General features: G+C 60.1%; 17 protein-coding genes. 4 read left to right on the forward strand and 13 right to left on the reverse strand.

Annotated elements, in window-relative coordinates:
- On the forward strand, positions 1-609 hold the full coding sequence (gene rdgB / locus KBZ22_RS07325; protein ID WP_255021550.1) for an RdgB/HAM1 family non-canonical purine NTP pyrophosphatase: 609 nt from the start codon (positions 1-3) through the stop codon (positions 607-609).
- Here rdgB and KBZ22_RS07330 read toward each other — a convergent pair whose 3' ends face one another.
- The 12 genes from KBZ22_RS07330 to KBZ22_RS07385 form a co-directional block, all read right to left on the reverse strand.
- Positions 610-2,115, reverse strand: coding sequence for a carotenoid oxygenase family protein (locus tag KBZ22_RS07330; protein ID WP_255021551.1), 1,506 nt, complete (start codon positions 2,113-2,115; stop codon positions 610-612).
- The gene (locus KBZ22_RS07335) at positions 2,112-3,860 is read right to left on the reverse strand and encodes an ABC transporter ATP-binding protein (protein WP_255021552.1); all 1,749 of its coding nucleotides are present in this window, start codon (positions 3,858-3,860) and stop codon (positions 2,112-2,114) included. Before KBZ22_RS07335 ends, KBZ22_RS07330 begins: the two co-directional genes overlap by 4 nt.
- Positions 3,857-4,990 (reverse strand): lipid-A-disaccharide synthase, encoded by a 1,134-nt coding sequence (gene lpxB, locus KBZ22_RS07340; protein WP_254998882.1) that lies wholly within the window; start codon positions 4,988-4,990, stop codon positions 3,857-3,859. The genes KBZ22_RS07335 and lpxB overlap by 4 nt, the downstream gene beginning before the upstream one ends.
- Positions 4,983-6,002 carry a tetraacyldisaccharide 4'-kinase gene (gene lpxK / locus KBZ22_RS07345; protein WP_255021553.1) on the reverse strand — a complete coding sequence of 340 codons (1,020 nt, stop codon included), beginning with the start codon at positions 6,000-6,002 and terminating at the stop codon, positions 4,983-4,985. The genes lpxB and lpxK overlap by 8 nt, the downstream gene beginning before the upstream one ends.
- 15 nt (positions 6,003-6,017) lie before the next feature.
- Positions 6,018-7,289: a glycosyltransferase N-terminal domain-containing protein gene (locus tag KBZ22_RS07350; protein WP_255021554.1), complete on the reverse strand. Its 1,272-nt coding sequence runs from the start codon at positions 7,287-7,289 to the stop codon at positions 6,018-6,020.
- Positions 7,286-7,942 (reverse strand): lysophospholipid acyltransferase family protein, encoded by a 657-nt coding sequence (locus KBZ22_RS07355; protein ID WP_255018400.1) that lies wholly within the window; start codon positions 7,940-7,942, stop codon positions 7,286-7,288. The genes KBZ22_RS07350 and KBZ22_RS07355 overlap by 4 nt, the downstream gene beginning before the upstream one ends.
- A gap of 82 nt (positions 7,943-8,024) precedes the next feature.
- On the reverse strand, positions 8,025-8,225 hold the full coding sequence (locus tag KBZ22_RS07360) for a photosystem II reaction center protein J (protein ID WP_094559112.1): 201 nt from the start codon (positions 8,223-8,225) through the stop codon (positions 8,025-8,027).
- 30 nt (positions 8,226-8,255) lie between these two features.
- Positions 8,256-8,375, reverse strand: coding sequence for a photosystem II reaction center protein L (locus KBZ22_RS07365; RefSeq protein WP_094559111.1), 120 nt, complete (start codon positions 8,373-8,375; stop codon positions 8,256-8,258).
- Between the two features lie 21 nt (positions 8,376-8,396).
- Positions 8,397-8,534: a cytochrome b559 subunit beta gene (psbF, locus tag KBZ22_RS07370; RefSeq protein WP_106632249.1), complete on the reverse strand. Its 138-nt coding sequence runs from the start codon at positions 8,532-8,534 to the stop codon at positions 8,397-8,399.
- Positions 8,535-8,537: 3 nt separating this feature from the next.
- Positions 8,538-8,786, reverse strand: coding sequence for a cytochrome b559 subunit alpha (gene psbE / locus KBZ22_RS07375; protein ID WP_106632248.1), 249 nt, complete (start codon positions 8,784-8,786; stop codon positions 8,538-8,540).
- Positions 8,787-8,896: 110 nt separating this feature from the next.
- Positions 8,897-9,919, reverse strand: coding sequence for a photosynthesis system II assembly factor Ycf48 (locus tag KBZ22_RS07380; protein WP_255021555.1), 1,023 nt, complete (start codon positions 9,917-9,919; stop codon positions 8,897-8,899).
- On the reverse strand, positions 9,919-10,371 hold the full coding sequence (locus KBZ22_RS07385; protein ID WP_255021556.1) for a rubredoxin: 453 nt from the start codon (positions 10,369-10,371) through the stop codon (positions 9,919-9,921). The genes KBZ22_RS07380 and KBZ22_RS07385 overlap by 1 nt, the downstream gene beginning before the upstream one ends.
- Before the next feature lie 92 nt (positions 10,372-10,463).
- Here KBZ22_RS07385 and ndhC point away from each other — a divergent pair, with 92 nt between their 5' ends.
- Genes ndhC through KBZ22_RS07400 form a run of 3 tightly spaced genes read left to right on the forward strand, consistent with a single transcriptional unit; the run spans position 10,464 to position 12,149 of the window.
- Positions 10,464-10,826, forward strand: coding sequence for a photosynthetic/respiratory NAD(P)H-quinone oxidoreductase subunit C (gene ndhC / locus KBZ22_RS07390; protein WP_106632246.1), 363 nt, complete (start codon positions 10,464-10,466; stop codon positions 10,824-10,826).
- A gap of 4 nt (positions 10,827-10,830) precedes the next feature.
- Positions 10,831-11,553, forward strand: a complete 723-nt coding sequence (locus KBZ22_RS07395; protein ID WP_255021557.1) for an NADH dehydrogenase subunit K — start codon at positions 10,831-10,833, stop codon at positions 11,551-11,553.
- 2 nt (positions 11,554-11,555) lie between these two features.
- Positions 11,556-12,149, forward strand: a complete 594-nt coding sequence (locus KBZ22_RS07400; protein ID WP_396111836.1) for an NAD(P)H-quinone oxidoreductase subunit J — start codon at positions 11,556-11,558, stop codon at positions 12,147-12,149.
- Here KBZ22_RS07400 and yvcK read toward each other — a convergent pair.
- Entirely contained in the window at positions 12,146-13,477 is a 1,332-nt protein-coding gene (gene yvcK, locus KBZ22_RS07405; protein ID WP_255021559.1) for a gluconeogenesis factor YvcK family protein, read from the reverse strand. The genes KBZ22_RS07400 and yvcK overlap by 4 nt on opposite strands.
- Between the last annotated feature and the right edge of the window lie 223 nt (positions 13,478-13,700).

Here is a 13,700-nt window from a genome sequence, read left to right on the forward strand (position 1 = left end):
ATGCACACAACAGATATGGACTGCTCGCCCGACACCAAGCTGGTGATCGCCAGCGGCAATGCCGGCAAGGTGCGCGAGTTCCAGCACCTGCTTGCCGGACTGAACCTGGCAATCGAGGCCCAGCCCGATGGCTTGGAGGTGGAGGAAACCGGCAGCACCTTTGCCGAGAACGCGCGCCTCAAAGCTGTGGCCGTGGCCAGCGCCACCGGCTGCTGGGCCCTGGCCGATGACTCAGGGCTGAGTGTGCATGCCTTAGCCGGCGCGCCAGGCGTGCACTCGGCCCGCTACGCAAGCAGCGACGCAGCCCGTATCGCCAGGCTGCTGCAAGAACTGGAGGGCGCTACCGACCGCAGCGCCGAGTTCAGCGCCGCCCTGGCGGTGGCCGATCCCAGCGGCAGCGTGCGGCTGGAGGTGGAGGGCCGCTGCGCCGGCGTGATCCTGCCAACGCAGCAAGGTAGTGGGGGCTTCGGCTACGACCCCGTGTTTTTTGTGCCGCACATAGGACTCACCTACGCCGAGATGGACAAAGGCCTCAAAAGCGAGATCGGCCACAGAGGCCGGGCTTTTGCCCAGCTGGAGCCCCAGCTGCGCTCCCTGCTGGGCAGCTGATCAGGCAGTCGCAGACCAACTGCCGTGCAGCCCATAGGGAATGGCGAGGGGAAGCTCGAGCACGGCTTGCTCTGTCATATCGGCAGCGTTGAGGATCACCAGATCGGTAGCGCAGCGAGCCCCGTTCCAAACCGGCACCAACACCCAGCCACTGTCTTCTGCGGCACTGTCTTCAGCAGGCACCATCACCGGTTCGGTGACAAAACCGCGGGGGGCCGCACTCCACACCAGGCGTTCGCCGGTCTGCAGGTCGAGCTTCTCAATCGCCTGGAGCGGATCATTACCCCGCTCCCGCTGCGCTACAGCCATCCAGGCGAAGCGCGCGTCTAGGCCCTGCTTTGCCGGATTAACCATGGCGAATTCACAGCAGCGCTGCTCCAACCACTCGCTCTGCACCGTGCCGCTGCTGGGGTCTATCCGACAACGGCGCAACTGCCCCTCAGGTATCGAGTCGAAATCGATTTCGCGGTAATCAACCTCCGGGCCAATCGAAGGGAAATCGTCGTAGTAGATCGAATCCACCACCACCTCGCCTGTGGACGGATCCTCAAAGGCATTGAGGTGGTGGAAGACAAAGCCTTCAGGAGCAGGTAGCAGCAGCGGGCGGGCGCCAGCGTGATGACCCGGCTGGCGAGGCACCAACCAAAACTGGCCGGCCTCTCCGGGCTTGGAAGCCAGGCATTGGGCCGCCCCCTTCTGGCCAAGCACAAACGGCAGGGGGTTAAACGCCACAGCGTTCTGCAGAAACACAGCCCAGCTGGGTGTGATCGCAAAATCATGAAGGAAGGCAAAACCCTTGAAGCTGTGGCGACTGTCAGCCACCAGATCGCCGGCTCGCACACCATCTGGCTGGTCTGCGCTGGCAAATTCCATCAAGCGAATGGTGCTGGTGGGGCCCGCCTTGACGCCGAAGGTGACCATGCGGGGCTCGCCGTGGTGGCCAGGATCGAAGCGCGGGTGGGCGCTGAAAGCTTCGCCTGGCTTGAGCAGCCCCTCCAGCCGCGAGAGCCCCCTGGTCTCGAGGGTGCGGGGATCAAGGGCGTGGGGCTCGGCCGCTTCCCAGAGCGCCAGCAGCTGGTCACCCAGCTGCACCACATGAGTATTAGCAATATTTTTGAGCCGCAGATCGAAGGCATTGGCGAGGGGCCCTCCAGGCTTCTGAGTGCCGAAGACCCCCCGGTAAACAAAGCGACCGGCCTGCTCCTCAGCCAGCCAACCCTCGGTGCGCACAAAGCGGTTGGTGAGTCGGGCTTGCCCTCCTTCGAACCGGAAGGCGCTGATCATGCCGTCGCCATCAAATGGGTGATGAACCCACTGGCCACCCCGCTCGAGCCGGCCTGGCCCATTGCGGAACAAAGTGCCCTTGAGCTCAGCCGGGATCGTGCCACGCACGGTCTCTAAGGGAACGTCGCTTAGTTCAACACCGACGTTGCGAAAGGCGCTGGACCAATCGTGACGCTCATAGGCAGGCTGAAAACCGGTGGGCTGAGAGGCGGCAACTGTCATCCTGGCGATCCCGCGTCAGCGTTTGCGAATTGTGTCGAAAATAGGTCGGCATAAGTGCCGCCGCGAGCCAGCAGGGTGGCGTGATTTCCCGACTCAACCACTCGGCCACCCGAAATCACACAAATGCAGTCGGCATTCACCACAGTGGAGAGGCGATGGGCCACCACCAAGGTGGTGCGGTCAGCCATCAATCGGTCTAGGGCTTCTTGCACTACCTGCTCAGAGGCTGAGTCGAGGGCAGAGGTGGCCTCGTCCAAAAACAGCAAAGGCGCATCCTTAATCAGTGCGCGCGCAATTGCAATTCGCTGACGCTGGCCGCCAGAGAGCATCGTGCCATTTTCTCCAATCAGAGTGGCATAGCCCTCGGGCAGTTGAATAATGAAATCATGAGCATTCGCAGCCCTTGCAGCAGCCTCAATTTGGGGCGACGAAGCCGAAGACAAACCATAGGCAATGTTGTTGGCAACAGTGTCGTTAAAAAGGAATGTATTTTGATCAACAACTGAAATCAAGGAGCGCAACGATGCTAGAGAAAGCTGGCGAATATCAATGCCATCAATTGATATAACTCCTGAGCCGGGGTCGTAAAAGCGACACAGTAAGTCAATTATGGTACTTTTACCGCCACCACTAGGTCCAACCAATGCGACAGTGCCGCTGCAGGGCAGATCTAAAGATAAGTCATCGATAACCAGATCATCGCCATAACCAAAACAGACATTCCTGGCCACAAGGCCTTCAGAAACGCTGTTTAAGGACTGGGGGCTGGAAGCCTCAGGAGGCTCAGGCTTAGTATCGAGAATATTGAATAAATCACTGGCGGCAGAGACGCCTTGCTGCAATATAGAATTAGATCTAGCAATCCCCTTAAAGGGCGCATAACAAAGATAGAGAGAGGTCAAAAAGGCAAAGAAGTTACCAGTGGTACGCGTGCCAGCAATTACGTTTTCACCGCCATATACTAAAACTGCACTAAAGCCAATCGCACCTATTACTTCCATTAATGGCTGATTGGCAAGCTTGGCCCGAGTTGTCTTTAGAGCAGCCTTTAAAACCGTTTGATTCTCTTGATCAAACCTCGACAACTCATAGGCCTGCATACCGAAGATCTTGACAACCCGCAAACCGATTACCGACTCCTGGAGGAATGAAGCCAACTTGGCCAGACTCAGCTGCCCTTTACTAGAGTGACGTCTGACTTTTTTAGAAGAATTAAGAATCGGCAATATCGCCAGCGGGAAAAGAATGAAAGCAATTAACGATAGCAGCCAATCTTGATAAAAAGCTACGCAAACTAGAACTATCAGGGTCAGGGAATCTTTAAATATAGACGAAAAGCCGTCAACAATTCCGCTCTTAACGAGTGAAACATCAGTGAGCACTCGAGACACCAACACGGTGGAGGAATTGCGATCCACGTAGGACTGGGGCAAATCCAATATTCGCTCAGCAAGTTGATGGCGCAAGTCAGCCGTAATTGACTGACCAACGGCCTCAGTCAGATAAGATCCTAGATATTGAGATACCGCCCTAAGCACTATCACTACAAGTATAACTACGGGCGCCAAATACAAACGACTTCGATCACTCGAAGGCAAAATATCATCAAAAAGGTAGCGAATTACCAATGGCACAAAGCCAGTGGAAGCGCCATACAGAAAATTAAAGAATAGGGCTAGAGAAAAGCCCGGCCACAAATGGCTGCGTCCATAGAAGGCCAGCCTTTGATAAATTTGTGTGCTCATTTAAGCAAGCCTACTAATTCATCGGCTGCTCGCCTGGATGCGCCAGGGGGGCCCATGGTTGCCTGCAACTCCTGCACAGATTGATTAAATAGGGCCCGATCATGGTTGAGGCTCCGCAGGGATCTCACAATTTTGTCAGCCGTCACGTGCCTCTGAACTAGCTCGGGAAACAACTGGCGGCCTAGAATAACATTGGGTAGGCCCATTGAGCGCTGGCCAATTACTAGCCTGGCAATCAAATAGGTAAGCCAGGAGAAGCGATAAAGAATCACATGGGGACAACCCAACAAGGCCGCCTCGAGGGTGGCTGTGCCAGAGGCGATCACACCAGCATCGGCAGCATGCAGCAGGTTATGGGCGTCGCCATCAACCAGGGGAACCGGCAGTGCCTCTCCACCATTCGCCTGCTCTAAATAGGAACGATCGATGGTGGGCGCCTTCAGTAAGACAACCTGCCAACCATCGAGTTTGAGCTGGTTGGCAGCTTTCAGCATGGCGGGCAACAGCATCCGCACCTCAGCCCTGCGGCTGCCAGGCATCAACACAAGCAAGGACTGCTCCAGAGATAACCCATGGCGAAGCCGCGTCTGCTCACGGGAGCAACTGACTTGGAGCTCATCTACTAGTGGATGGCCCACATAGCGAGCAAAGTCGCGGCCATGGGAATTAAAGATGGGCTCCTCAAACGGGAAAATTACTGCCAGGCGCTCAATTAGCCGCTCCATCTTTTTGGCCCTTCCCTGGCCCCAGGCCCAAACCTGGGGCGCAATGTAGAAAAACACAGGGATGCCGCGCTTCTTAGCCTCCTTAGCCACAAACATATTGAAGCCGGGATAGTCAACCAGCACCACCACATCCGGGCGATGGTTATCCATCTGATGCTTCAACAACTCCATCACGCGGTGGTGACGGCGAAGACTACCGATGATCTCCACCAAGCCAACCGCAGAAAGCACTCGCACGTCGGCCAGGATGTCGATGCCGCAGGCGCGCAGTTGGTCACCGCCCACCCCTGCTATCTCTACCCCCGGCACTTGGCGCTGCAGCTCGCGCACCAAGAAGCCGCCATGGAGATCTCCCGACGCCTCACCTGCCACAAACAAAACCCGCCGCCGTCCCAGATCAACCATGGAACCGAACTTTCGACAGAGCACAAAGACGCTGATCCAGCCAATTCAGTAAGGGAGCCAGGCTCGCACTGTCCACCTGAAGCGGCACCAAGCTCACCACCTGGCGATAACGGTGGGGCAGGCGTTGACCATCCTTGACGGTGGTGACCAACCGTGCGCCATTGGCATGGGCCAAATCCAACAAACCCTTCAGGTCTGATTCAGCATAAACGTGGTGATCCGGGAAGGATTCCGTTGCGACCAGCTGGAGTCCGCAGGCCCGCAGAGCTGAAAAAAACTTCTCCGGCAAGCCGATACCGCAGAAGGCCACCAGACGCTCCCGCTGGAGCTGGGGCTGCGGCAGTAAACAGAAGCGCACGGCAAAGCGTGGCTTGTGGCTCGGCCAACCCACGGGAATAGGCGGCAACGGCTCAACAGGCTCTGCACCGGTAAACACAAGCCCATCGGCCCGGGCCAATTGATCCAGGGGCTCGCGTAGCGGGCCCGCCGGAAACACCAGACGGTTTCCCAGTCCGTGCTTTCGATCCAGCAGGGACAGGTCCAAATCACGGCCCAAACGCCAATGCTGCAAACCATCGTCCAGCAAGATCACAGTGGCCCCAGCCGCTACTGCCAACGCCGCACTCCGGCAGCGGTTCGAGCCCACCCACGCCACACCATCCCCGAGGCTTTGGGCGTACTCCAGGGCCTCATCCCCCACCTCCGCGCAGGAGCTGGTCGCAGAAACCAGGCACGAGTTTCGGCGCCGGGTGCCATAGCCACGCAGCAGCACCGCCACCCGCCATCCGCGCTTCTCAAGGCCCTGGGCCAAGGCAATCCCCAGAGGGGTCTTGCCCGTCCCCCCCAGGGTGAGGTTGCCGATCGAGAGCACCGGCACCGAACAAGACCAAGGGCGAGTACCGCGCCGGTGCAAAGTCACGGCGCAGCCATAAAGCCAGCCCAGTGGCCAGAGCAGCCAGGCCTGCCAGCCACGGCGGCGCTGATACCAAAAACGCGGCGTAGTTAATGGCATTAGATCATTGGCATCTCATAAGTTGCACCGCTTCAGAAGCAGTGAAGCAAGCAGCTGGGAGGGGCCGCGCAAGCGCAGGCCCTCCCCATGCCGCTGCGGCAATGGCTGAACCAGCAGGGGCAGGGCAGCCGCCAGAGCTGCTGCCACATCGGCGCACTGCTGGAGGCAGCCAGCCGCCAGCAACGGCTCCAGCAGGTCAGAAAAGTTGGCCATATCGGGGCCGCAGAGCACGGGACGCCCCAGGGCCACGGGCTCCAGGGGGTTCTGGCCACCAAGGGCCCGACCCTGCGGATAAAAACTACCCCCCATCACCACTACGGCCGCTGCACTGATCCAGGTGCCCATCTCGCCAATTACATCAGCCACCAGCACATCGGGGTTAGGAGCCAAGCCCCCGCAGCCCAGGTCACTCCAGAGCGCCGCCGACAGGCCCAGCTCCCGCGCCTGTGAAAGCACCTCCTGGGCCCGCTGGGGATGGCGCGGTGCCAACAGCAGTCCAAATGGGCGCTGCGTCAGCTTGTTTTCCACCCAGGCTTCAAGCCATTGCCGCTCTTCACTGGCATGGCTGCTGGCCAGCAGCAGCACCGACCTACCGGCAAACACCTGCTGCAACAGCTCAAGATGAACGCTATTGACCGGCGGCGGATCGGCATCGAGCTTGGTGGAGCCCAGGGCGCGCACATCGCGGGCCCCCAGACGCCGAAAACGCTCGGCATCGTCCTGGGACTGGGCCAGGCATACCTCCACCCGCGCCAGCAACCAGCCGGCATAAACAGGGAACCGCCGATGCCGCAGGTAGGAGCGTTGACTCATGCGGGCATTGATCAAGTGCAGATGGGGCATCGCCTGCACCAGCTCAGGCCAGAGCTCCGCCTCCGCCAAAACCCCCAGACAGGGCCGCCAATAGCAGCGAAAGGGCAACAGGGCCAGCCAATGATCTATCGGCACGAATTGGTGAATCGCAGCAGGCGGCAATACCCGGCCAGCCAGGGCGGCGGAGGTGCGTGTCACCGTTGTCACCAGCAGCACTGGCGCTCCAGCTCCCTGGCCGAGCGCTCGCAACACGGGCAAGAGGCTGTTGAGTTCGCCCACACTGGCGGCGTGAAACCACAGCAGCGGACCAGCTGGGCGGCGGCGGCTGGGCCAGCCCAGGCGCTCCCCCAGCCTGCGGGGATCCTCCTTGGCCTGGGCCAGGCGCACCAGCAACAGGATCAGCCAGAACGGGGTCAGGCCAAGGGAGAGCAGTCGATAGAGCCCCAGCAGCAACCAGGCCTTAGCTTGCTTCACGGGCACTCACCAGCCAGGTCGGCCCCATGACGCAATCGCTCCGCCAGCAGCTCCTGGCTATCCACCAAGCTGTTGTGCAGCCATAGCGGCTCGCCCAGCTGCACAACCACTCGCGACAGGGGCAAGGGCAACACCGACCGGTCCCAGGAGCGCAAGCGATAGCTGCGGGAGCAGGAAACAGAAACCGGCACAATCGGGCAGCCCGATTGCTGGGCAAGATGAATTACCCCACTTTTGACCAACTCAGCCGGACCCTTTGGCCCATCTGGGGTGATGCAAACAGGCTGGCATTGCTGCAGAGCCCGGCGCAGGAAGTGATAGGCCTGCAGGCCACCACGGGTGGAGGAACCCTCCACCACCTCCAAACCGCGTAAGCGCACTGCCACGGCAACGATCTGGGCATCCCGATGGCTACTGAGCAGCACAGCCACCCGGCGCCGATCAAAGCGACGCAATAGGGGGATAAAAAAAGCGTGGCGATGCCAGAGGGCATAAATCACTGCGGCTCCCTGTTCCTGAACCAACCGATAGGTGTCGGGATGGGCCTGAATGCGGATCCGCGAGGTACGCACAAACAGCTCCCCGTAGCAATTGAGCGCAGCGCCGGCAAGGCTGGCCAGCAGTCGGTTATTGAGCAGGGTTCGTTTTTTCACCAAAACGGCCCATCAAAAAACCCTACAGACCTGCCGAAAACGGCAATTCTGCAGGGAATCAAGAATCAGATCGGAAGCCAACTCAGGCGGAACCAACGCCCACGTATGAGCCGTAGAAAAACAGCCCAACAACAAAAATTACTGCCATGCCGCCGGCCGTTGCGACCAGCCAAAGGGGCAAAACCCCTTCGGTCCAGCGAGAGCGCCAAGCAACTGCAGGACGACCATCCGGCAGACGATCTGGAATCCGGCCATCAGGCAGGTTGGACTTCTTGCCGCTCATCGGGAGCTCTCCGGGTTACGTGAAGAGGGGTCAGTTAAAGAAATAGCTTGAAAAAAGGATGCCGATCGTGAAAACGAACAACAGGCCCAGAAACAAGCTGGTGCGGTTTAGTTCAACCGGCAAATTATTGGGATTAGGAGAGCGTTGCATGGCTGACGAGCGATTACCGACTCAGCGGCGAACAAATTGCATAGCCGCAAGACATCCCAGGAAAAAGACCGTGGGAACGCCGAGGGCATGAACCGACAGCCACCGAACCGTGAAGATCGGATAGTTGCGGGGAGTGGTGGAAACAGGTGCTTGGGTCATGGCTTATTGCAAGCGCTGGTCAAGTTGGGTCTTGCCCTCGTAACGCCGGCTCACCACTGGAGCTTTGCTCTCCTGAGCCTGAAAATAGGCGTCAGGGCGAGGGGTCCCAAAGGCGTCATAGGCCAAGCCCGTAGAAACGAACATGAAGCCGGCCAAAAAGATGGCGGGCAGAGTAACCGCATGGATTACCCAGTAACGAATGCTCGTGATGATCTCGAAGAACGGGCGTTCTCCAGTTGAGCCGGCAGCCATAGCGACAAGCGTTCAGCTCGTTGATCTTAAGGGTGAGGCGGGGGAGGACGGGGCCGGAGCGGCCCCTTGGTTACAGAAGTTGGCGGCCGCAGCAGCTGGACGGAGCGGGATCAGCCCACCCAGCGCAGCAGGGATCCCCGTTCACCAAGCACGAAGCCCTTGCCGTCTGACTTAAAGCTGATGCGGGTGAAGTTGGAGGGCTGCTGGGCGCCCACCGGATCTTTCTGCCAGCTTTTGCCACCATCGCTGGACATCAACAAAGTGCCGCTGCCGCCGCCTGTCCAGATCGAGCCATCAGGGGCCCAGGCCATGTCGAGATAACCGAAGCCATTCGTGATCGGCACCACCGCCTTGCCCCACTCCTCAACGTTGCTGGCATCTGGGTTGAAGCGGATCTGGGCTCCACGGGCCAACATCCAGAGGGAGCCGTCGGGCTGGAAGCCCATCGACTGGAGCCGCTGGCTGCTCATCCGTTGGTGGGGCTGCCAGGTGCCATCCCCTGGCTTCCAAGTGGAGAAGAAGTTGCCCAGGCCGCTGACGCTTACATAACGACCATCGCCAAAGCGGCGCAGCTCCCGCACGGCCCCGGCAGCGTCATCCACATCGGCTTGCCAATTGGTGCCGCCATCACGGGTTTGGTAGATCGCTCCCACATTGGTGGCCAGCTCGGCCTGATTTGGCCCGAGAGCCGTGATCAAGTAAGGCTCACCTGGCAGCTTGGTATCTAGGAAAAGACGACTCCAGTTTTGGCCGCCGTCCGTGGTGTGCAGCAACAAACCAGGCTGGCCGGCAATCCAGCCTTCATCGCCGCGGAAATCAAGGCTGATCAAACGGAAGTTTTCCTCTTCCGGCAGATCGAGGGCCCGCTCAGCCCAGCTGGCACCGCCATCGTTGGTTTCCAGTATCAACCTGTTGCTACCCACCAGGAAGCCGTGGCGGTCATCGGTAAATGCCACATCCAGGGGATTGGCCTTTGTGGCCAAAGGCACGGCTTGCCAGGGGCTTGCGGCTGCCACAGGCAACCCGGTGGTGACACAGCCGGAGAGGCCAAAGCCCAGCCCAGCAACGAGCAGCAAGCTCACTAGGGGCCGCATTAGGGCCTGAAGCTTGCGGAACAGGGGAAGACTGGTCATCAGCGCAGGGAGTAGAGGGAGAGGAAGAAGGCAAAAGCCAAAGCGAAGCCCCCGAAGATCAAGACATTCTTCTGGCCTGGGGTGAGCTTGTTGACGCCCAACCCGAAGTTGAGGTTTTCCTCGAAGCCGCTGGGCTTGTTGCGGGGCCCGATGTCCTTAAAGGCCCCCACCCGACTGCGGCAGACGGGGCAGCGGAAGCCGATCGGATCAAGCTGGCTAAAGGGCGTGCCGGGGGCTATGGCCAGCTTGCGCACCCCCTCGTCCGGGTCGTAGACGAAACCGCAGCTGCGGCATTCAAATCGGTGCGTATCTGGATCCTCCACAGGATCAACTGAGGGATCAACTGACAGCGCCTCTTCCGCTTGGGGGCCTGGCTCGGCCTCCACAACCTCGCTGGATTCGGTAACTCCGCTGGCTTCGGGCTGGGGCCCAGGCACTTGATCAGAACTCATCCCTGGGCCTCAGGTGGTGCAGCCACTTTATCGGTGCCACCCCAGGGCCCGGGCACAGATGCCAGACTGATCGGCAGGTTGGTATGGCTCGAATGTTCGTGCTCTCCGGCTACGACGCTTTTGTTGGCTTCCTGCTGATTTCAGCGGCGGTGCCAGTGCTGGCGTTGCTGGCCAACAAATTGCTGTCACCCCAGAGCCGCAAGGGCGAGCGCGAGCTCACCTACGAATCGGGCATGGAGCCGATTGGCGGCGCCTGGATTCAATTCAATATCCGCTATTACATGTTTGCCTTGGTCTTCGTCATCTTTGACGTGGAGACCGTTTTTCTCTACCCCTGGGCCGTGGCATTTCACCGCCTTGGCCTGCTGGCCTTTATCGAGGCCCTTATCTTCATCGCCATCCTGGTAGTGGCCCTCGCATACGCCTGGCGCAAAGGCGCCCTCGAGTGGAGCTGAACCCATGACCAACACACCCTCAATAGAAGCTTTAAAGGATCTGCGGGTAGCTAGCTGCAACCCGGTTGGCACGCCAACGATCACCTCGGATCTCTCCGAAAATGTCATCCTCACCACCCTGGATGACATTCACAACTGGGCGCGCCTCTCGAGTCTCTGGCCCCTGCTTTACGGCACGGCTTGCTGCTTCATCGAATTTGCCGCCCTGATTGGCTCCCGCTTCGATTTCGACCGCTTTGGTCTAGTGCCCCGTTCCAGCCCACGCCAGGCCGATCTGCTGATCGTGGCCGGCACCGTGACCATGAAAATGGCCCCTGCCCTGGTGCGTCTCTATGAGCAGATGCCGGAGCCTAAATATGTGATCGCCATGGGCGCTTGCACCATCACCGGCGGCATGTTTTCCGCCGATTCCACCACCGCCGTGCGGGGCGTGGACAAGTTGATACCCGTAGATCTCTACCTGCCCGGCTGCCCTCCTCGCCCGGAAGCAATCTTTGATGCGGTGATCAAACTGCGTAAAAAAGTGGGCAACGAAGCCTTGGTCGAGCGCGGCAATCTGCAGCAATCGCACCGCTATTGCACGGTCTCCCACCAGATGAAAGCGGTGGCCCCGATCGTGAATGGCCAATACCTAGCGGCCGAAACCCAAAGACAGGCCCTTGCCGCCGCCAGCTCCCTTCCCATCCCCGCACCAGCTGCGGCCATCCCTGCTCCAGTCGAAGCCTGAGCATCTCCTCCACGCCTGCCATGCCTGACGCAATCCAAACCAACGCCGGCGACAATTCCAGCAGCACGGCGCTTGAAACCCCAGCTCCCGGCGCGGTTGGTAGCTGGCTTTCCACCCAGGGTTTTGATCATCTTGCGCTTGGCCGCGACCATCTCGGCATCGAAATGATCGGCGTGGAAGCGGTGTTTCTGCCCGTAATCGCTACGGCCCTCAAAAGCCAAGGGTTCGATTACCTGCAATGCCAAGGGGGCTACGACGAAGGGGCAGGTGGCCGCTTGGTGAGCTTCTACCACCTGGTCAAGCTGGCAGCCCTTTCAGATCGCTGTACTGCTGGAGTGATGCCCCCAGGGGAAGCCCCTGAAGAAGTGCGCATCAAGGTATTTCTGGAGCGCGACGGCGATCTCACCATTCCCACTCTTTATGGCCTTTTCCGCGGTGCCGACTGGCAGGAGCGTGAAACCTTCGACATGTACGGCATTCAGTTTGCTGGCCACCCCCATCCCAAGCGGCTGTTGATGCCGGAAGACTGGAAAGGCTTTCCGATGCGCAAGGACTACGTGCAGCCCGATTTCTACGAAATGCAGGACGCCTACTAGGACGCGGAGCCGCTGCCCCGCTGGTGATTACGGAAATAACGCATCACCGCTAGGGCGACGCTGCGGGGATCGTGGCGCAACGTGGCCGTAGGCCTAGCCCCTTGGAGCGGTGCCAACATCACTTCGTAGCCCTGGCGGCGCAGCTGGCGCGTGTCACAGGCCACCGGCTCGGCGCCCTGGTGCCGGTAATGGTCAATCAAGGCGGAATCGCCCAGATCCTCCTGGGCGAGCACAGCGGTAAATAGACGCTCCTCCACTCCGAGGCTGGCCAATTGGGCCTCAAGGGCCCGCAAATGTCCCTCTACATCGAGCCCATCGGTTTCGCCCGGCTGGGTCATCAGGTTGCAGATGTAAAGGCGCGGTGCCTTGCTGCGACGGATGGCCTGCACCAGCTCGGGTACGAGCAGGTTGGGCAGCAGTGAGGTGTAAAGGCTGCCCGGGCCAAGCACGATCAAATCGGCATTTGCGATGGCCTCCAGGGCTCGGGGTAGGGCCGGAGGTCGCTCTGGCGTGCAGCCCAGCCGCACGATTGGGCTGGAGGCGTGGCCAATCTTCGACTCGCCTTCGATCCGTTCGCCGTTCTCAAGCTCAGCCCACAAACGCACGTCAGCGTTGGTGGCGGGCACCACCTGCCCCTGCACCGCCAACACCCTGCTGCTGGCGGTGATGGCCGATTCGAGATTGCCAGTGATCGCCGTGAGGGCTGAAAGGAATAAGTTGCCGAAGCTGTGGCCCTCCAGACCGCTGCCGGCCTTGAAGCGGTATTGGAACAACCGGGTCAGCAGGGGTTCCTCCCGAGCCAGGGCCGCCAGGCAGTTGCGGATGTCGCCGGGTGGTTGCACGCCCAGCTCCCGCCGCAGCACCCCGCTGCTGCCGCCGTCATCAGCAACCGTAACGATGGCCGTGAGATTGCTGCTGTAGCGCTTTAGTCCACTGAGCAGGGTGGAAAGGCCGGTGCCGCCGCCAATGGCGACGATGCTTGGGCCGCGGTTGAGGCGCCCCTGAGCCAGCAGGGCATCCACTAACAATGTGTCCTTTTCCGGGGCCAAAGCCTGCTGAATGGAACCGAAACTGCGGCTCTGGCCCAGCCAGATCAGCACAGCTCCAACCAGCAACACCAACGGCCCCGTGAACTTGCGAGGCAACACCCCGGTGACCTGAGCCAGCAGCCATTGAATACTGGAGAGCATCCAGTAGATCGGCTGCAAATCGGCCCAAACCGCCGCGCCGAGCAGGGCCACCAATAAGCCCAACCCGGAGGTGAGCACCCAGCGCTTCACCACCAGACCTGGCTGCAACCAGCGGGCCGCTCGCCGGGAGCGACTCATCAGGTCCTTGCGGCGCAGATCTCCGCGGCCCAGCCAACCCGGTTTCGGCAGCGGTCGGCGGGAGCGCCGCAATCGAGAAACCGGAGCGGAGGAGCGCAAAGGGCGGGGGAGGACGCTGCCTCAATTGGCTGAACTTTAAGGAGTGCCATCGGCACCGCAAACAGCGAGGATGGAAACTTCTTCATAGGCCCCCTCTGGCTTCCTCAGCACCACCGCTGGCCGC

The sequence above is a fragment of the Cyanobium sp. L1E-Cus genome (genome assembly GCF_024345755.1).
In the GTDB taxonomy this organism is placed as follows: domain Bacteria; phylum Cyanobacteriota; class Cyanobacteriia; order PCC-6307; family Cyanobiaceae; genus Cyanobium_A; species Cyanobium_A usitatum.

Excerpts from the sequence above, each read along its gene's own strand:
- rdgB (WP_255021550.1), top strand. The coding sequence starts at position 1 with ATGCACACAACAGATATGGACTGCTCGCCCGACACCAAGCTGGTGATC.
- KBZ22_RS07330 (WP_255021551.1), bottom strand. The coding sequence starts at position 2,115 with ATGACAGTTGCCGCCTCTCAGCCCACCGGTTTTCAGCCTGCCTATGAG.
- KBZ22_RS07335 (WP_255021552.1), bottom strand. The coding sequence starts at position 3,860 with ATGAGCACACAAATTTATCAAAGGCTGGCCTTCTATGGACGCAGCCAT.
- lpxB (WP_254998882.1), bottom strand. The coding sequence starts at position 4,990 with ATGGTTGATCTGGGACGGCGGCGGGTTTTGTTTGTGGCAGGTGAGGCG.
- lpxK (WP_255021553.1), bottom strand. The coding sequence starts at position 6,002 with ATGCCATTAACTACGCCGCGTTTTTGGTATCAGCGCCGCCGTGGCTGG.
- KBZ22_RS07360 (WP_094559112.1), bottom strand. The coding sequence starts at position 8,225 with ATGAGCGGCAAGAAGTCCAACCTGCCTGATGGCCGGATTCCAGATCGT.
- KBZ22_RS07365 (WP_094559111.1), bottom strand. The coding sequence starts at position 8,375 with ATGCAACGCTCTCCTAATCCCAATAATTTGCCGGTTGAACTAAACCGC.
- psbF (WP_106632249.1), bottom strand. The coding sequence starts at position 8,534 with ATGACCCAAGCACCTGTTTCCACCACTCCCCGCAACTATCCGATCTTC.
- psbE (WP_106632248.1), bottom strand. The coding sequence starts at position 8,786 with ATGGCTGCCGGCTCAACTGGAGAACGCCCGTTCTTCGAGATCATCACG.
- KBZ22_RS07380 (WP_255021555.1), bottom strand. The coding sequence starts at position 9,919 with ATGACCAGTCTTCCCCTGTTCCGCAAGCTTCAGGCCCTAATGCGGCCC.
- KBZ22_RS07385 (WP_255021556.1), bottom strand. The coding sequence starts at position 10,371 with ATGAGTTCTGATCAAGTGCCTGGGCCCCAGCCCGAAGCCAGCGGAGTT.
- ndhC (WP_106632246.1), top strand. The coding sequence starts at position 10,464 with ATGTTCGTGCTCTCCGGCTACGACGCTTTTGTTGGCTTCCTGCTGATT.
- KBZ22_RS07395 (WP_255021557.1), top strand. The coding sequence starts at position 10,831 with ATGACCAACACACCCTCAATAGAAGCTTTAAAGGATCTGCGGGTAGCT.
- yvcK (WP_255021559.1), bottom strand. The coding sequence starts at position 13,477 with ATGAGTCGCTCCCGGCGAGCGGCCCGCTGGTTGCAGCCAGGTCTGGTG.